Source organism: Parashewanella curva, assembly GCF_003675895.1.
Lineage (GTDB): Bacteria > Pseudomonadota > Gammaproteobacteria > Enterobacterales > Shewanellaceae > Parashewanella > Parashewanella curva.
The window spans coordinates 33,072-52,184 of the sequence record NZ_ML014771.1; the positions used below are offsets into that span (position 1 = coordinate 33,072).

Consider the following 19,113-nt stretch of genomic DNA (forward strand, 5'->3'; position numbering starts at 1 on the left):
ATGGAATTCACATTTTCAATCTCTGTATCAGCAAAACAATACTTGGCTTTTTATCAAGGAGCAGCAACCCATGTTGACGTGATTGATGATACGGGTCGTCATCTTCAAATCAATGCTCGATATTTTAGATCCTTCGTGACAGTTTCAGGAATACAAGGGCGGTTTAAATTAACCTTGGATTCTAACGGTAGTTTTATTGAACTAAATCGTCTCTGATAATCATTATTTACGAAGGGTCTAAAAATATTTCTTAATTTGTTGGAACTCATAATTATTTTTATTGTGAAATCTGATATTCCGGGTGCTAACTAAGTAAGTTATTGCAAGGTTTCAAGTATCGATAATCAGGTAAATTGCATATAAAATCCATTTTTTTGCTTGTTTGCTCAAAACTTGTGATCCACTCCACAAATAACCCTAATTTTAGTGTACTTTCATCACAAATTTTCCTCGAAATGTGTCGCAATAAGTAATAAACTTCGCCATTAAGTAAAGATGATTTACTTCGGATTTTTTTCCGCATCCTAATCATAATAAAGCGCTGCCATAGACGCCTAAGGAAACAGCAAAATGGCTTTGAAAGATGCAATGCCTTCAGTATTACTTGAAAATGTAATCAGTTTGATTCACTCCAAAGTCCCTCATTCACAAGCGAAACAAGTTGAACAGTTTGCCAATCACCTTTATGCCCACATGTCTAAAGACGATTTGCATGCCCGTAACGATAGTGATCTATACGGTGCAGTTCTAAGTTTGTGGAATGCTCTTAACAAGACTTCTGTTGGAGATACTCATTTACGAGTGTTTAATCCGAACCAGTCAAAGCACGGCTGGCAATCTACTCATTCTATTATCGAAATCATCCTACCTGATATGCCATTTTTGGTTGATTCGGTAGGTATGCTTTTAAATCGTATGGATATTACTGTTCATATGATGCTTCACACGCCTTTGGCAATCGAACGTGGTGAAAAAGTTGTAAGTGATATCAGTCAAATTGATTCAAGCAACGAAAATAACGAAAAAATCGCGGTATTCTTAATTGAAATTGATAGCCAAACAAGTGAACAAGAAATTCTTGCTCTGAAAAAAGAAATTGAAACAGTTTTAATTGATGTTGAAGCGGCTGTAAAAGATTGGCAGCCAATGACTGATAAGTTAGACAGCATTATTAAAGAATTACCGACTAGACCATTTCCAGGAAGTAAGTCAGACTTAGACGAAGCGATTCGTTTCTTAGACTATCTTAAAAACCATCAATTTACTCTGCTTGGCTATCGTCGTTATACCTTAAGTGCAGTTCAAGGTGATTTAGAGCTAAATGCCGAAATGGAATCAAGCTTAGGTTTGATGAATAAGCCAGGGCAAGAAAAGCCTAAAGGTCTGTTGCTTTCAACATTTTCTGAGACCGCTCGTAAAGAAGCGTTAGACGATAAGTTATTGATCCTAACAAAGACAAACAGTAAAAGTCGTGTTCACCGTCCAGCTTACATCGACTATGTTGGCATAAAGCGCTACGACGAGTCAGGTAAAGTGATTGGCGAAGACAGATTCATTGGCCTTTACGCTTCTACGCTTTATAACCGTAGCCCTCGCGAAATCCCAATGTTGAATGAGAAAGTAACACGAGTACTTGAAAGCTCTGGTTTGGTTCCTCGTTCACACGACTACAAAAATCTTCTTAACATTCTTGAGAACCTTCCACGTGATGAAATTATTCAAGCGCGTGAAGCGGAACTTGCTTCAGTAGCTCAAGGTGTTCTTGAAATGCAAGACAGAGATAAACTTAAGCTATTCGTTCGTAAAGATGGCTTCGGTCGTTTCTTGTCTTGCATGGTCTATGTTTCTAAAGACAGATATAACACTAAGTTGCGTCAAGATACTCAGCGTATTTTGGCTCAACATCTGAAAAGTAAAGAAGAAGTACAATTTACTACTTACTTCTCTGAATCAACTTTGGCAAGAACGCACTACATCGTTAAAGTTGAAAACAACAATATGGATGTCAACGTGGCAGCAATTGAAAGAAACCTAATCGAAGCCGCTCGCTCATGGGAAGATAAACTTCAAGCGGCACTTAATGGCTCTTTAGGTGAAGAGCAGGGTAATGCTTTAAATAAGCGTTACCTGAATGCTTTCCAACCAAGTTATAAAGAAGATGTCCTTCCTAGTTCTGCCGTTGTAGATCTTCAACAGTTAGAAGGTCTGTCTGATGAAAATCAGCTTGGTATGTTATTCTATCAGCCTCAAGAAGCCGCGCTAAATGATAATAAAGTACGTTTAAAACTTTTCCATAAAGATGAGCCAATCCATCTTTCTGACGTACTGCCAATGCTTGAAAACTTCGGGCTTAGAGTAATTAATGAACGTCCATACGAAGTTAAAACCACTGATGGTGCAACATATTGGATCCTTGACTTCTTAATGACAGTTCAAGGTGCAGCAACAGAGAACTTAGCTGATAGCCAAGACCGTTTCCAAGATGCACTTGCTCAAGTATGGAAGAAGAAATTGGAAGATGATGGCTTTAACCGTCTAGTCCTTTCTTCTAGCTTGAATGGCCGTGAAGTTTCTGTTGTTCGTGCTTATGCGAAATATATGCGTCAAATCGATGCGACGTTCTCACAATCGTACATTGAAGAAACCTTTACTCGCTATCCGTTCATTGCTGAGCTATTAGTGAAAATGTTCATCCGTAAGTTCAACCCTAAGTTGAAGACGCGCACTCTTGATAAGTTTGTTGAACAAATCAACTTACGTTTGGATGAAGTTTCGAGCTTGGATGATGACCGTATTATCCGTCGTTATTTAGACTTAATTAATGCGACTCTTCGTACTAACTTCTACCAAGAAAAAGACGGGCAGCCAAAAGATTATATCTCGTTCAAGTTTGAGCCAAACTTGATCCCAGAAATGCCTAAGCCTTTACCTCATTATGAAATCTTCGTTTATTCAACTCGTATTGAAGGTGTTCACCTACGTGGTGGTAAAGTGGCTCGTGGTGGCTTACGTTGGTCAGATCGTCGTGAAGATTTCCGTACAGAAGTATTAGGTCTTGTTAAAGCACAGCAAGTTAAAAACACCGTAATTGTACCTGTTGGTGCAAAAGGTGGCTTCGTATGTAAGCAGCTTCCAACTGAGCGTGATGCATTTTTTGCGGAAGGGCAAGCTTGTTACCGTATGTTTATCCGTGGTCTATTAGACATCACTGATAACATTATCAATGGTGAGGTTGTTCCTCCAGTTGATGTTGTTCGTCATGATGAAGATGATCCTTATCTAGTTGTTGCAGCTGATAAAGGTACAGCGACTTTCTCCGATATCGCCAACTCTATTTCAGAAGAATATAACTTCTGGTTGGGTGATGCGTTTGCTTCTGGTGGCTCTAATGGTTACGACCACAAAAAGATGGGCATTACAGCTCGTGGTGCTTGGGAATCAGTTAAGCGTCATTTCCGTGAGTTTGGTGTTGATTGTCAAACGACTGACTTTACCTGTGTTGCAGTAGGTGACATGGCTGGTGACGTATTTGGTAACGGTATGTTGTTGTCTCGCCACATTCGCTTACAAGCGGCGTTCAACCATATGCACATCTTCATTGATCCAAATCCGGATTCAGAAACGAGCTATGTTGAGCGTGAGCGTTTGTTCAACCTTCCTCGTTCTACATGGGAAGATTACAACGCTGAGCTGATTTCAAAAGGTGGCGGCATTTTCTCTCGTCACGCGAAATCAATTCCACTGTCTGCTGAAATGCAGCAAATGTTGGATACAACAAAGACCAGCATGACGCCGAATGAGCTACTTAAATCACTACTTAAGATGCCAGTTGACCTAATTTGGAATGGTGGTATCGGTACTTACGTAAAAGCGACTAAAGAAACTCATGCAGAAGTGGGTGATCGTGCAAACGATGCAATTCGTGTAAATGGTGATGAAGTTCGTGCCAAGGTAATTGGCGAGGGTGGTAACTTAGGTTGCACTCAGCTTGGTCGTATCGAATATACAGCTAACGGTGGTCGTATGAACACCGACTTCGTTGATAATGTGGGTGGTGTAGACTGTTCGGATAACGAAGTTAACATTAAAATCTTACTTAACTCTTTAGTGGCTGATGGTGAGTTAACGGTTAAACAACGTAACCGTGTACTAGAAGAAATGACTGAAGAAGTAAGTGAAATCGTACTTCAGGATTGCCAAGATCAGACTCGTTCAATCACTGTAACCCAGGTACGTGGAGTTGAGCAGCTTAAAGAGCAAATTCGCTTCATCCATTACCTAGAAAAAGAAGGTAAGTTAGATAGAGCATTAGAGTTCTTGCCAACAGAAGATGAACTATCTGAGCGTCTTGCTGCAGGCAAGTCCTTGACTCGCCCAGAGCTTTCGGTACTTGTTGCCTACGCTAAGATGGTATTGAAAGAGCAGTTAGTAACGCCTGAAATTACAGAAGATGAGTTGCTAAGTAAATTACTGGTTGCTTATTTCCCTAAAAAGCTTCAAGAGCAATACACTGAAAAGATGACGGCTCACCCTCTGCGTGGTGAAATCATTGCAACTTCATTGGCTAATGAGCTTGTAAATAACATGGGACTGAACTTTGTTCAGCGTATGCAAGATGAAACCGGTGCTTCTGTAGCTGAAATTGGTATTTGTTATACGATCGCCAGCGAAGCATTTGGCCTTAATGAACTGATCAAACAGATCGACGAGTTAAATTTCGTTGTTCCTGCAATCGTTCAAGGTGAAATGCTACATCAGTTACGTCGTAACTTACGTCGTGCATGTCGTTGGTTCTTACGTCACCGTAATCGTAGCCAAAGCATTCAGCAAACGATTGAGTTCTTTAAGCCTGTTGTTGATGATTTACGTGCAAACATTAATAACTACATGACTGAAGCTGAAGTTAAAGAGCTTTCAGATGATGTTGATGCACTTATGACTGAAAATGTACCAGTTGAAGTAGCGAAGAACATTGCTTATCTAAGTACTGTTTTCTCAGGTTTAGATATTGCTCAAATTGCGGATAACAACGATAAGCCGTTAGCATTAATTTGTGAAACTTACTTCAGATTAGGTGCTCGCCTAGAGTTGCATTGGTTCTTAGTACAAATCACTAATCAGCCTGTGACAAACCACTGGCAAGCCCTAGCAAGAGCAGCTTATCGTGAAGAGCTTGATTGGCAGCAACGTTCATTAACGAATGCAGTGTTGCTGGGCTGTGATCAAGAGTGTGAAGCTGAGACTATTATCACAGCTTGGATAGATGGACATCAAAAGCTCCTTGAGCGTTGGAACCACATGTTGGCTGATTTCAAGAGCTCGCAAGGTCACGAATTTGCGAAGTTCTCTGTAGCGTTAAGGGAGTTAAGTCTCCTAGTGCTGCAATGTGAAGGTAGTAAATAATAAATAAAAACAATAATAGCCCTGGCGTTAGCCGGGGCTTTTTTTGGCTGAGGAAACCCTATGATTTACAATTTAGCTAAAAAGTTCATGTTCAATATGGATGCTGAAAAAGCACATGACTTAGCATTAAGCTCGTTAAAGAAGACAGCTAACAGCCCACTAAGCTGCCTCTATAGTCAAAACTTACAGTCTGCTCCTGTAGACGTTATGGGGCTTAGTTTTCCTAATCCTGTTGGATTGGCGGCAGGTTTAGACAAAAACGGTGAAGCAATTGATGCGTTTGCAGCTATGGGCTTTGGATTCGTCGAGGTAGGTACTGTTACGCCTAGGCCGCAACCTGGCAACGATAAGCCAAGGTTGTTTAGAATCGAAGAAGCGGAAGCAATAATTAACCGAATGGGATTCAATAACCATGGTGTTGATTATTTAGTCAAAAATTTAATGGCTGTAAAGTCTGATATTATTGTTGGCGTTAATATTGGTAAGAATAAAGATACTCCAGTAGAGAATGGCAAAGATGATTATTTGATCTGTATGGAAAAAGTTTATCCGTATGCTTCTTATATTACTGTGAATATTTCGTCACCTAATACACCTGATCTACGATCGTTACAGTTTGGTGAATTATTGGATGATTTGTTAATTTCTTTAAAAGAAAAACAATCCGAGCTCGAAAATAAATATCATAAGTATGTACCTTTAGCTTTAAAAATAGCACCAGATCTTGATGATCAAGAAATTAATCAAATTGCTAATTCATTGATCAAAAATAAATTTGATGCAGTGATTGCAACAAATACCACCCTAGCAAGAAAAGGTGTTGAAGGTTTAAATAATGGAAATGAAAGTGGAGGGCTTAGTGGCAAGCCTCTGACTGATGCCTCAACCTTGATTGTCCAAAAGCTTGCAGTCGCTTTGAATGGAGCTATGCCTATTATCGGAGTAGGTGGTATCTCGTCGGGACATGATGCGATGGCTAAAATTCAAGCCGGTGCAAGTTTAGTTCAAATTTATTCTGGATTTATATATCAAGGTCCTCCATTAATTGCCGATATAGTAAAAAGATATAGATCATGTATTTAATATGATCTTATTTTTGATCTAAATATAAAATTGCGATCGAGTTGGATCTATTTGATCGCAATTTTAAAGTTTAAGTTTTTCTTCTATAAATAAAAAATAAAGTTTTGAAACTGAATAAAATTTAGACTAATATGTTCTCGTATATTAACCATTAGGTAATTATTATGTTATTTATGCCAAAAAGGGATTGGCAGTGGAAATATAATGATGAACATGAAGTATTAAGTGTCTTGCTTGGTGATGAGGTTGAATTTCTAACACCATATTCTAAAAAGCAATTGATACCAGATGCGCTAATGGACGTTAAATTTGATGTAACACATGCTAAGTTCTATCTAGATCTAATAGATAGATTACAGAGGGCACTTAAAACATCTGATGCTGGGTTAGTTCAAATAGTGCTGAATGCAACCGCTGCGCACTTCATGTTACAGTCACAAATGCCAAAGTCTTGGTTTTTCAAACCAAGTAGTACTTGTGTGTTTAGTGAAAACGGTAAAGTTTTTACACTAAGAACTGAAATGAACAATGAGACGCTATTAGTGTTAGCCGTTGATGCTGGCCTGCAGTCCACTTGTGTCATGGTTTTATCAGCTGAATGTGCTGTTTCTGATAAAAAAACTCTAAAACAGTTTGATGTTATTAAAGTTATGAATGACCGTTTGTCACCACTTCAAGCTCAAAAACATACTGCAGCAGCCTAATAGTATTTATAAAAGTTCCCTAGCTGCTGCATTTACTTCTATTAATCTTCTTTAATTCCTTTTACAAAATTATTCATCAAATATTCAATCACTTACTAATTTTCTCTTTTTGTTTCAGCCCTCATTCAATTTACTTAATTTAATCTAGTTCCCTTTCACATAATGTAATATCAGGTTAAGAGAGCCTATGTTGTCATTTAGATTCAGTGATGTTTCAACGATTATCTGAATTCAAAGCAGTATCAACATTATGGTTAAGTTACTGAGGTATAATGCCAATGTCAGAGAGTAGTCAGCAACCTGTAAGTAAAACACGATCTTTTGCCACAATATGTTTAATCGAAGTGTGGGAACGCTTCGGTTTTTACGGAATGCAGGCGTTAATCATTTATTTTATGATCCAACGCTTAGGCTTTGAAGATAGCCGTGCCAACCTTGTTTGGAGTGCCGCAGCCGCACTTATCTATGTATCCCCAGCTATCGGTGGTTGGGTTGGTGACCAAATATTGGGAACTAAACGCACCATGACTTTGGGGGCTATTATCCTCAGCGTCGGTTATGGGTTAATGACGATTCCAACTTCGAATACTTGGTTTCTATTTTATTCCCTAGGCGTAATTGTTGTAGGTAATGGTTTATTTAAACCTAATGCCGGTAATATTGTACGTATGATTTACCATGGTGATGATTCCAAAATAGATAGTGCGTTCACTATTTATTATATGGCGGTTAATGTTGGTTCTACGGTTTCGATGCTGCTTTCACCTCTCATTAAAGAGATATTATCTAAAAAATATGGGGTTGATATAGGTTGGCACGGTGCTTTTAGTGTGTCATGTGTGGGGTTGATAATTGGTTTAGCACAATACTTCGCAATGAAACCTTCATTACAACTATATGGTTCAGAACCCGATCAAAATCCCGTCAATTTGATGAGTTTGATTGCTGTTTTAGCTATGTCAGGAGTAACGATTGTCGCATCAGCTTATATTTTGAATTATGAATCTTTAGCTCGATTGTTCGTATATGGCGCAATTTTGGTGATTTTAGGTATCTTCATTTATTTAATTTCTAAGAGTGAGCATAAAGAAAAAGCTGGTTTAATCGTTGCGCTAATTCTTACTGTTCAAACTGTATTTTTCTTCGTGTTCTATCAGCAAATGTCAACTTCACTGGCTTTATTTGCCTTGCGAAATGTTGATGCAAACTTCTATCTGTTTGGTTATAAGCTGTGGACTTGGCAACCTGCGCAGTTTATGGCATTGAATCCGATTTGGATTATGTTACTAAGTCCATTACTTGCTTGGTTGTACAACTGGGTACATAACAAAAATATCAATTTCCCAATAGCAGTTAAGTTTATGCTTGGTTTTGTAGTTGTTGCTATAGGTTTCTTTATTTTTGGTTTCGCAGGTGAATATGCCGTAGCGGGTAAGACCTCTTCTTGGGTGATGATATGGGGCTACGGTGCATATTCATTAGGTGAGTTATTAGTGTCAGGGCTAGGTCTCGCAATGATTGCTCGTTATGCACCTGCACGAATGGCTGGATTCATGATGGGGGCTTATTTTGTAGCTTCAGGCAGTTCACAATATCTGGGTGGTATTGTAGCAAACTTTGCTAGTGTACCTAAAAACCTTACGGATCCTTTGCAGTCTTTGCCGATTTATACCGATTTATTTACTAAGCTAGGTATTGCCGCAGTTGTTTGTACTTTAATTTCTCTGGCCTTGTTACCTAAAATGAATCAGTTGACTAAAGAGCATCAAGCTCATAATTGAATAACATCCATTGATGTCATGCCATAGCCACGTTATGTGGCTATTATCCAAGCCAATAATTTTAAGAGAGTTTTGTAGCAACTCTCTTAATATGTTGGAAATTGGTAATTTTTTTATAAAGAATAATGGTCGGTTTTCGCTAGGGTTTACCCAGTAAAAACTGAGTTAATAATGTGACATTTGATTGCATTTGTAGTTTTATGTGACTTTCTAATCTAGGGATCAACTGCTTAGCTTGATCAAATTTCGTGTGCCAGATTTTCCCCCAGTGTTTTTCTTTATTTCGATCACAACTGGCCATATTGCTATTGTCAAAGCAAGTCCAGTAATCTGGGTGAGACGTCTGAGAATAGCCGTCTTTGCCAGACTCTCCATCTATTGAAAAGTTAGTTGCTTCGATATATGCGATAGGGATACCAATACAAGCGAATGGAGAATGATCTGACCAACTGCCTGTTTCACCTTCAGGAAACTCAGGAGTTTTTGGATGTAAATCATAGCCTCTAGCTAATTTTACGCTTTTTGATTTTTTGATGAGTTCATTTCTTAACCAAGTGTCAAAGGTATACTTGGAATTATCACCATTACAGTGATAAGGCTTAGAGTGAGCACTATGGATGTATAGGTGATCACCGCCAGCCACAGTATCTAAGTTAATCATTCCAGTTAGATGATTAGGCTTAAGAGTTTCAACGTAAGCTTTAGAGCCATTAAGGCCGACTTCCTCAGCGCCAAATGCTACAAATTTAACACTGTAATATGGCGTTGTTTTTTGCAGTGCTTTTGCTACTGCTAATAGGCTAGCTATCCCTGATGCATTATCAGTAAAACCTGTAGAACCTGTATTATGTCCTATTGCATCGAAATGGGCTCCTATTACGATGGTTTTAGGCGAATGTCCTTGTTTGAATACTTCTAAGTTCATTGATGAAAGAGATTGCTTTCTAAGCTTAAAATCAAATGGTTGCTCTTTTACTTGGTAACCTAACTTTTCAAATTCACTTTTTATCCAAAAAGCTGCTTGTTGCTCACCTTTGCTACCAGCAAATCTATCACCGAATTTTTTGGTTAGTGTTAGCATAGAGCTCCAAGCGTAGTCATTGGCAATAACTTGAGGTGAAATGGCCATTAGTCCTGTTGCCATAACACCAATAATAGAGCCTTTTAAGCTTAATTTATTTTTTATATGCATTGTAACGTTCACTTGCTTTTTAGTTTTTGTTCTTGTGGAATATTGGAGTTAATACTCCATTGGTGCGGTACAATACTACATAGCGCTTTAAAATCGAATTAATTTATAAAGTAAGCAAATATCGATTGTGAAGTACTCCATCATGATTAACTTGAGTCTGAAACTCAAAGCCAAGCTTTTGCAAGACAATAGAAGAGCCAGTATTCTGAACATCGACATCACCCAACACTTCCTTAAATTGTAAGTGATGTTTAGCGTAGTCAATACAAGCTTTACCGGCTTCAGTAGCAAGTCCCTTCCCCCAATATTCGGGCAATAGACGATATCCTATATCATTGGCTTGAACTGCTGGATGAGTTTCAAATTTAAAACCACAAAAGCCAATGACTTTACCAGTAGCTTTATATTCCACTGCCCAGCGTGCATAACCGTTGCTTTTATACTCTGTAAGCCAAATGTCTTTAATGACTTGTTCGGCATCTTCAATTGAGCGCATTTGATCATCAGGAACAAACCGAATTACATCAGCATTGCTGTTGAACTCGAAAACATCGGCTGCATCGCTTAAACAAAACTCTCGAATGATTAGCCTTGGAGTTTCGGTGATTATTTTTGTCATAGTAATCCTATTATTTATTATCTCTGGTCAAATATTATCTTGGTAACTAACCATTTGTTATTTTCTTTATTGACGGCTAATAAACGAGTATCAAACCAAGGCCTGTCATTTCTCGTTCCTGTCATTTTCATACGGATTTTAACTTCACCGTCCATTTTACGGAAAAAATCAATATCGATTTCTTGTACTTCAAGTTGGACGTCATGGAGTGGGAGATTAAGTACATGCCGTTGTACGGCAGAAGCAATGTGGTAGTGCTTCAGTAACTGTTTTAAATCGTGACCGGAGAACTTCTGTGTCTCAGTTACACTCTGATCAATATAAAGAGCCTTTAAAAAATGGTATGCAGCATACTCAGGGTTATTAGGGTTAAAGATAGTGCTTTCTTTGTCTGGGCTACAAGCACAGATCAAAAAGACTACAAAGATCGAGATCCATCGCATGATAAAACTAGGGTGTCCTTAGGAAAACTACCGTTATATTACATCGCGTACGTTAAGGCAATGTCCGTTTATGTGTTATTTTTGAAAAACATAAGTTATCCACAAAACCTGTGAACAACTTTGTTGGTTACTTTTAATAACTTTTCTAAGTCTTTAATGTCGTTATGATTATAAGGCTGGTTAAAATTTGTCTCATTTGCTCATTTAGCTTAGTATCTACATTACTATCTAAGTTGTTAGAGAGGTAAGCATGTCGTTCAAAACGTTTTCTGATCTAAACTGCCCCGAAGACATAAAGCGATCGTTTAATGAGCATGGTTTCGTCGTTTTCGATGATTTTTACACAGAAAACGAATGTCAGGCTTTGATTGATCGAATGCGTTATCTGGTCGATACAAGAGATACAACTAATTTAGGTACTTTTTTAACCATTAAAGATAAAGGGCATGATGATAATCATTTCCTACTAGATTCGGGCGATAAGATTAGCTTTTTCTTAGAGAAAACGGCAAAAGCTGAAGATGTTGCCACTAAACAAGGTATTTTTGACAACTTAAACAAGGTAGGTCACGCACTGCATGATCTTGATCCTGTGTTTGATAACTTTTCCAGAAAACCAGAGCTAGAGCAGTTGGTACACATTTTAGGAAATACCAACCCTATTTTATTGCAATCTATGTTTATTTTTAAATCTGCCAAAGTTGGTGGGGAAGTGGTACCTCATCAAGATGGTGGATTTTTATTTACTGAACCAGAATCAGTAACTGGCTTTTGGGTCGCATTACAAGATGCAAATATTAATAATGGTTGTTTATTGGTTGAGGATGGTGGACACAAAGGGCCATTACGACATAGGTACTTTGAGCAAAATAATAAGCTAGAAAGTGAGCAACTTGATAACGCGCCTTTTTCTGAACTGACATTACCACTAGAAGTTAAGCAGGGTTCGTTAATAGCATTTCACGGCCGCCTTCCTCATGCCAGTTGCGCTAATGTGAGTGACAAATCACGATACGCCTACGCAATGCACATCATAAATGGTGACTGTCATTATCCAGAAGATAACTGGTTAAAACGCAGTGATGAATTACCACTGCGAGGGTTCTAATTACTTATGCATGAGCACACTCAGTTGCTCAACGATTGGTTCCCAATCTGCATCACTTGAAATCATTTCATTAAGCATGTTTGCCTGAGATTGATTCCAACATTTTGCTTTAGCTAGTTCGACATTCTGGGGAATGGGACTATTTCTATGAATAAAACCGTCAATAGCGAATTGAGAACCCTCTAGACCTAGTTGTTCGAATAGTGAAGAGAGGGTATGAATTGGTGCTTCCATATCAGTACCTCTAATAAAGAATGGGATTCACAGTAATTTACTGTAGAACAAACAATCTCTGCCTATTTAACTAAAAAGTCAACTCTAAAAAACTTGGCATGTAAAAACTTAATGACAAACGAAACTACAAAAACTTCTCATCTGACCAAAAAAGACTTGCTTTACGTTAGCGTAAACGTCACATTAGTAGCTAAAATTTATTAACCCTATATGAATTTATCCTTGGCTTTTACTGAAAAAGTTGAGGAAAGGAGTTGAAATGAGTACTGAACAACTGGATCAAGATATTGTAATCGTTGCGGCAAAACGTACACCTATGGGGGGCTTTCAAGGCTCTCTTTCAAGTGTACCTTCACCGACTTTAGGTGCCGTTGCAATTAAATCTGTAATGGCTGAAACAGGTATTTCAGGCGAGAAAGTTGATGAAGTACTTATGGGTTGTGTATTGCCAGCAGGTTTAGGTCAAGCACCTGCTCGCCAAGCAACGCTAGGTGCTGAACTTCCACTATCAGTAGGTGCAACAACTTTAAATAAAGTATGTGGCAGTGGTATGAAAACCGTAATGATGGCTCATGACCTAATTAAAGCTGGTAGTGCCAATATCGTTGTTGCTGGTGGTATGGAGAGCATGAGTGGCGCACCATATTTGCTAGATAAAGCACGTGGTGGTATGCGTATGGGTCATGGCAAAGTATTAGACCACATGTTCCTAGACGGTTTAGAAGATGCATACACTGGTGGTGCAATGGGAACCTTTGCTCAAAAGACGGCTGATGAGTACGGCATAACACGAGAGCAAATGGATGAATTTGCATTAAGTTCGCTAGAAAAAGCGAATGGAGCGATTAATTCAGGTGCATTTAAAAATGAAGTAGAGCCTGTAACTGTATCAAGCCGTCGTGGTGATACTGTTGTTGATACTGATGAGCAACCAGGTAATGCTCGTCCGGATAAGATTCCAGCACTTCGTCCAGCATTCGCTAAAGACGGCACAATTACAGCTGCAAACTCAAGCTCTATTTCTGATGGTGCAGCAGCTGTTATGGTGATGACTCGTGCTCAAGCTAAAGAGTTAGGTGTGCCTGTGCTTGCCAAAATTTGCGCTCATTCTACTCACTCTCAAGAGCCTGAAAAGTTCACGACTGCACCAGTGGGTGCAATGATGAACCTATTAAACAAGCTAGAGTGGACTAAAGATTCTGTTGACTTATATGAAATCAACGAAGCATTTGCAATGGTAACCATGTTATCGATTTCTGAGCTTGGCTTAGATGCTGCAAAAGTAAACGTCAATGGTGGTGCATGTGCTTTAGGTCATCCAATTGGTTGTTCAGGCACTCGTATTCTAGTTTCTCTTATTCATGCCCTTAAAAACCGCGGCTTAAAACGCGGTATGGCGTCATTGTGTATCGGTGGTGGTGAAGCCACGGCAATGGCTATCGAAGTTGAATAACCCATTCAATGGCTGAGCTCTTTCGAGCTCAGCTTTTTTATTTAAACCATAAAAATAATAAAAATACAGACATCAACAAAAGGATTGTTACATGACAACTCAAGTAAGACATTATATTGATGGTGAGTTTGTTCTAGGTGAAGGTAGTAAACAAATCGCTGTCACCAACCCTGCAAATAATGAAATCATTGCTGTTGTAAATGCGGCCACTGAATCTGAAGTATTAACAGCTATTGAAAGTGCTAAAAAAGCGTTTGTTACTTGGAAAGAAATCCCTGTTTCTGAGCGTGCTCGTGTGATGCTTCGATATCAGCACTTGCTAAAAGAGCATCACGATGAAATCGCGACGATTCTAGCTAAAGAAACAGGTAAAACCTTTGATGATGCTAAAGGTGATGTGTGGCGTGGAATCGAAGTTGCTGAGCATGCTTGTAATATCGCTTCACTGTTAATGGGTGAAACGGTTGAAAACGTTGCACGATCTATTGATACCTACAGTTACACTCAACCATTAGGTGTGTGTGCTGGTATTACGCCATTTAACTTCCCTGCAATGATCCCTTTATGGATGTTCCCTCTAGCGATCGCTTGTGGTAACACATTCATTCTTAAGCCATCTGAGCAAGATCCAATGACGCCACAGCGTCTAGTAGAGCTATTTGAAGAAGCAGGCGCTCCTAAAGGCGTATTGCAGATGGTTCATGGCGATAAAGTTGCCGTTGACGTACTACTTGATCACAAAGATGTAAAAGCGATTTCTTTCGTAGGTTCTGTAGCTGTAGGTCAATACATTTATAAGACTGGTACTGACAACCTTAAGCGTGTTCAAGCCTTTGCTGGTGCGAAGAACCACTGTGTGATCATGCCAGATGCAAACAAGCAGCAAGTGATCAACAACCTAGTTGGTGCTTCAGTCGGTGCAGCTGGTCAACGCTGTATGGCCATTTCAGTTGCTATTTTCGTAGGTGAAGCGAAAGAGTGGATCCCTGAAGTTAAAGAAGCTCTAGCTAAAGTTAAGCCGGGCTTATGGGATGATAAAGATGCCGCATATGGTCCAGTGATCAGCCCGCAAGCAAAAGAGCGCGTACTTAGCTTAATAGCTCAAGGCAAAGCTGAAGGCGCTAACTGTGTACTTGATGGTAGTGAGTTCACTGTTGAAGGTTATGAGTCAGGCAACTGGGTTGGCCCAACCGTGTTTACTGACGTAACGACTGACATGACCATCTACAAAGAAGAAATCTTTGGTCCTGTTTTATGTTGTATGACAGCTGATTCTTTGGATGACGCAATCGAAGTGGTAAACAACAGTCCTTATGGCAACGGTACGTCAATCTTTACGGCAAGCGGTGCAGCTGCACGTAAATATCAGCATCATATTGATGTTGGTCAAGTTGGTATTAACGTACCAATTCCAGTGCCATTACCATTCTTCTCGTTTACTGGTTGGAAGGGAAGCTTCTACGGTGACCAACATGCGTACGGCAAACAAGCGGTTCGTTTCTATACTGAGACCAAAACCATTACTGCACGTTGGTTCGACTCTGATATTGCATCAGGTCCAAATATGACGATTGCACTTAAATAATTTGTAAGTACCTGTTGATGAGTTCTTTGAAAATTATTGTGTTCAGGTTTAGTGCAGTACAAGACGCAATGAAGGGCGCATAGCTGTAGCTATGTAACCGAAATTGCAACGCCGTAGAGTACTGAAGCTGAGCACAAGAAAATCTTAAGAAACTTATTGTCAGGTACTTAAATGAACTAAGAGGAACAATAATGCGAACGACAACAGAAGCGTACGTCCATGTACTCACGACCGTGACGTCCTGTCACGGACGGTTGTCTTACCGCATTATTGCTCCTTCTGTTGTTTCTAGTTCTCAGAAGTTCACATAATTAATTTATTCGTCATGTCTGTGAAGGCAGGCATCTAGTGACTTTTAGCCACTAGATTTCATCATTTGAAGAAATGACAAAAAATAGAAATTATTCAAATTTTAGAATCTCAGGAGTTTTCGAATGGATTTTAACTTAAACGAAGACCAACGCCAGTTTGCTGATTTAGCTCGTCAATTTTCTCAAGAGCAGCTAGCACCTTTTGCCGCGAAATGGGACGAAGAACATCATTTTCCAAAAGACGTTATCCAGCAAGCAGGTGAACTAGGTTTTTGTTCATTGTATTCACCTGAATCGGAAGGTGGCATGGGGCTTTCACGCTTAGATGCTTCGATCATTTTCGAAGCCTTGTCAGAAGGTTGTACCGCTACTACAGCAATGTTGACGATTCATAATATGGCAACTTGGATGGTTACCACATGGGGAACTGAAGCATTCCGTGCTAAGTGGTCAGAAGATTTGACAACAGGTCAAAAACTGGCTTCATATTGCCTAACTGAACCGGGTTCTGGTAGTGATGCAGCATCATTACAAACCAAAGCTGTTCGTGACGGTGATGAGTATGTTATTTCAGGCTCGAAAATGTTTATCTCTGGTGCGGGTGATACTGAGTTATTAGTCGTAATGTGTCGTACTGGTGAGCCAGGTCCTAAAGGCATCTCTGCAATTGCAATTCCTGCTGATGCTAAAGGTGTGATTTACGGTAAAGCGGAAGACAAAATGGGTTGGAATGCTCAGCCTACACGTTTGATTACTTTCGAAGAAGTACGTGTTCCAGTAGAAAACTTGTTAGGCGAAGAAGGGCAAGGTTTTACTTTTGCCATGAAAGGGCTTGATGGTGGTCGTATCAATATTGCGACATGTTCAATTGGTACTGCGCAAGCTGCACTTGATCGTGCAACGGAATACATGAAAGAGCGTAAGCAATTCGGCAAGCCATTAGCCGCTTTCCAAGCGTTGCAGTTTAAACTTGCAGATATGGCGACGGAATTAGTTGCAGCTCGTCATCTGGTTCGTCTTGCAGCCTTTAAATTAGATACTAAAGACCCAGAAGCAACGGCATATTGCGCAATGGCGAAACGTTTTGCAACTGATATCGGTTTCCAAGTGTGCGATGCCGCACTGCAATTACACGGTGGATATGGTTATATTCGTGAATATCCATTAGAAAGACATTTCCGTGATGTTCGTGTGCATCAAATCCTTGAAGGTACAAACGAAATCATGCGTCTTATTATCAGCCGTCGTCTACTGGACGATGCCGCAACAGAAATCCGTTAATTGAGGTTAGCTAATGTCAAATATCATTCAAAAAATCGAAGGTAATACTGCAATTCTTACTATTAGCAACCCGCCTGCAAATACGTGGACGGCGGAGAGTTTGCAAGAATTGAAAGCAGTAGTAGAGTCATTAAACGCTAACCGTGAAATTTATGCCTTAGTGATTACTGGTGAGGGTGAAAAGTTCTTTTCAGCTGGTGCAGATTTAAAACTGTTTGCTGACGGTGACAAAGGTAACGCATCTTCAATGGCGAAACACTTTGGTGAAGCGTTTGAAACTCTATCAGCGTTCCGTGGTGTTTCTATTGCTGCTATCAATGGCTATTCAATGGGTGGCGGTTTAGAAGTTGCGCTAGCTTGTGATATTCGTGTAGCTGAAGAGCAAGCGGTAATGGCATTACCAGAAGCGACCGTTGGCTTATTGCCTTGTGCAGGTGGTACTCAAAACCTTACTGCATTAGTGGGTGAAGGTTGGACTAAGCGCATGATCCTTTGTGGTGAACGCTTAGATGCGGCTAAAGCGGAAAAAATTGGCTTAGTTGAAGAAGTGGTTGCCAAAGGCGAAGCACTCAATAAAGCTATTGAGCTTGCGAAAAATGTAGCCAAGCAAAGCCCAAGTAGTGTGGCGGTTTGTAAAAAGCTCATTCAAGCGGGTCGTATTATGCCTCGTACTCAAGCTTTACCACTTGAGCGTGAATTGTTTGTGGGCTTATTTGACACTGAAGATCAAAAAGAAGGTGTAAATGCCTTTTTAGAAAAACGCAAAGCAGAGTGGAGAAACAAGTAATGACAAGCGAACAGGCTGTTGTTTTTCAAACTCTTGGCACTGCTTCAGGCAAGCTTATTGGTATTGCTACTCTAAACATGGAAAAAGCGTTAAATGCGCTAAACCTTGATATGGTTAGAGCGCTAACCAACCAGTTGATGGCATGGCAGCAAGACAGTGAGATCTCTTGTGTCGTGCTTGATGGTGCGGGTGATAAAGCCTTTTGTGCGGGTGGTGATGTTCGTGCCATCTATAAGCAATCCATTGCTAATCCAGGTGAAATAGCGTCAGAAGCTGAAACTTTTTTCTCTGAAGAGTACCAATTAGATTATCTTATCCATGAGTTTGGCAAACCTTTCTTAGTCTGGGGACACGGTTTTGTCATGGGAGGCGGTGTTGGCTTGATGGCTGGCGCAAGTCACCGTGTCGTTACTGAAACTTCTCGCATTGCAATGCCAGAAATCACCATTGGTTTATACCCAGACGTTGGCGGAAGTTATTTCCTAAACAGAATGCCAGGTAAGTCTGGTTTATTTTTAGGGCTAACGGCTTATCAAATGAATGCCGCTGATGCTTGCTATGTTGGCTTGGGCAATCATTTCTTAAACAATGATGATAAGCAACTCATGTTTGACGCTCTAGCCACATTGGATTGGTCAGATGATGTAGCACGAAATCATCTATGGCTGGATGACATGCTCAATGAGTTGAGTGTTAAAAGTCCTATAGCGAAAGGCGAGAGCACCTTAGCGAATAACCAAGGTCTAATTGATAGCTTAATGGCTGGCAACTTAGATGACATTATGGTGCGAGCTAGCAAACTAGAGACGGATGAAAAGTGGCTATCACGCGCAATTGGTGCACTGTTAGCAGGTAGTCCAATCAGTGCGCAACTGGTTTATGAGCAAACTCAATTAGATAGCAAACTCAGTCTGGCAGATATTTACCGTTGGGAACTCATTGCCAGTGTAAATAGTTGTGCTCACGGGGATTTTTGTGAAGGTGTTCGAGCCTTATTGATTGATAAAGACAGAAATCCGAAATGGAAGTATTCTTCCCATGATGCAATTCCAGCTTCGTTAATGGAAAAAATTACAACGATGCCTTGGGAAATTCATCCACTTCAACAACTAGGACAATAAGGGAATAA

General features: G+C 39.8%; 15 protein-coding genes. 11 read left to right on the forward strand and 4 right to left on the reverse strand.

Annotated elements, in window-relative coordinates; translation table 11 throughout:
* The 5 genes from D5018_RS08975 to D5018_RS08995 all read left to right on the forward strand — a co-directional run bounded on the left by D5018_RS08975 (position 1) and on the right by D5018_RS08995 (position 8,971).
* The gene (locus D5018_RS08975) at positions 1–216 is read left to right on the forward strand and encodes a DUF2835 domain-containing protein (protein ID WP_121838673.1); all 216 of its coding nucleotides are present in this window, start codon (positions 1–3) and stop codon (positions 214–216) included.
* 354 nt (positions 217–570) lie between these two features.
* Positions 571–5,403, forward strand: coding sequence for an NAD-glutamate dehydrogenase (locus D5018_RS08980; protein ID WP_121838674.1), 4,833 nt, complete (start codon positions 571–573; stop codon positions 5,401–5,403).
* A gap of 60 nt (positions 5,404–5,463) precedes the next feature.
* Positions 5,464–6,486: a quinone-dependent dihydroorotate dehydrogenase gene (gene pyrD, locus D5018_RS08985; RefSeq protein WP_121838675.1), complete on the forward strand. Its 1,023-nt coding sequence runs from the start codon at positions 5,464–5,466 to the stop codon at positions 6,484–6,486.
* 164 nt (positions 6,487–6,650) lie between these two features.
* The gene (locus D5018_RS08990) at positions 6,651–7,190 is read left to right on the forward strand and encodes a cell division protein ZapC (RefSeq protein WP_121838676.1); all 540 of its coding nucleotides are present in this window, start codon (positions 6,651–6,653) and stop codon (positions 7,188–7,190) included.
* Positions 7,191–7,468: 278 nt separating this feature from the next.
* On the forward strand, positions 7,469–8,971 hold the full coding sequence (locus tag D5018_RS08995) for a peptide MFS transporter (RefSeq protein WP_121838677.1): 1,503 nt from the start codon (positions 7,469–7,471) through the stop codon (positions 8,969–8,971).
* A gap of 139 nt (positions 8,972–9,110) precedes the next feature.
* On the opposite strand, the gene D5018_RS09000 is transcribed toward D5018_RS08995, so the two are convergent.
* The 3 genes from D5018_RS09000 to D5018_RS09010 form a co-directional block, all read right to left on the reverse strand.
* Positions 9,111–10,163, reverse strand: coding sequence for a M28 family metallopeptidase (locus D5018_RS09000; RefSeq protein ID WP_207819257.1), 1,053 nt, complete (start codon positions 10,161–10,163; stop codon positions 9,111–9,113).
* 103 nt (positions 10,164–10,266) lie between these two features.
* Positions 10,267–10,782, reverse strand: coding sequence for a GNAT family N-acetyltransferase (locus tag D5018_RS09005; protein ID WP_121838678.1), 516 nt, complete (start codon positions 10,780–10,782; stop codon positions 10,267–10,269).
* A gap of 17 nt (positions 10,783–10,799) precedes the next feature.
* Positions 10,800–11,225 (reverse strand): hypothetical protein, encoded by a 426-nt coding sequence (locus D5018_RS09010; protein ID WP_121838679.1) that lies wholly within the window; start codon positions 11,223–11,225, stop codon positions 10,800–10,802.
* A 250-nt stretch (positions 11,226–11,475) separates the two neighbouring features.
* Between D5018_RS09010 and D5018_RS09015 the strand changes: the two genes are divergently transcribed.
* Positions 11,476–12,333 (forward strand): phytanoyl-CoA dioxygenase family protein, encoded by an 858-nt coding sequence (locus D5018_RS09015; protein WP_207819258.1) that lies wholly within the window; start codon positions 11,476–11,478, stop codon positions 12,331–12,333.
* Here D5018_RS09015 and D5018_RS09020 read toward each other — a convergent pair whose 3' ends face one another.
* Positions 12,334–12,567: a DUF2789 family protein gene (locus D5018_RS09020; protein ID WP_121838680.1), complete on the reverse strand. Its 234-nt coding sequence runs from the start codon at positions 12,565–12,567 to the stop codon at positions 12,334–12,336.
* A gap of 259 nt (positions 12,568–12,826) precedes the next feature.
* On the opposite strand from D5018_RS09020, the gene D5018_RS09025 reads away from it, so the two are divergent.
* The 5 genes from D5018_RS09025 to D5018_RS09045 all read left to right on the forward strand — a co-directional run bounded on the left by D5018_RS09025 (position 12,827) and on the right by D5018_RS09045 (position 19,105).
* Positions 12,827–14,020, forward strand: coding sequence for an acetyl-CoA C-acyltransferase (locus D5018_RS09025; protein WP_121838681.1), 1,194 nt, complete (start codon positions 12,827–12,829; stop codon positions 14,018–14,020).
* Between the two features lie 91 nt (positions 14,021–14,111).
* Positions 14,112–15,605, forward strand: a complete 1,494-nt coding sequence (locus D5018_RS09030) for a CoA-acylating methylmalonate-semialdehyde dehydrogenase (RefSeq protein WP_121838682.1) — start codon at positions 14,112–14,114, stop codon at positions 15,603–15,605.
* A gap of 434 nt (positions 15,606–16,039) precedes the next feature.
* Complete coding sequence (locus D5018_RS09035; protein WP_121838683.1) at positions 16,040–17,197, forward strand: acyl-CoA dehydrogenase family protein; 1,158 nt, start codon at positions 16,040–16,042, stop codon at positions 17,195–17,197.
* A 13-nt stretch (positions 17,198–17,210) separates the two neighbouring features.
* Positions 17,211–17,984, forward strand: a complete 774-nt coding sequence (locus D5018_RS09040) for an enoyl-CoA hydratase (RefSeq protein WP_121838684.1) — start codon at positions 17,211–17,213, stop codon at positions 17,982–17,984.
* Complete coding sequence (locus tag D5018_RS09045; RefSeq protein WP_121838685.1) at positions 17,984–19,105, forward strand: enoyl-CoA hydratase/isomerase family protein; 1,122 nt, start codon at positions 17,984–17,986, stop codon at positions 19,103–19,105. The genes D5018_RS09040 and D5018_RS09045 overlap by 1 nt, the downstream gene beginning before the upstream one ends.
* Positions 19,106–19,113 lie beyond the last annotated feature (8 nt).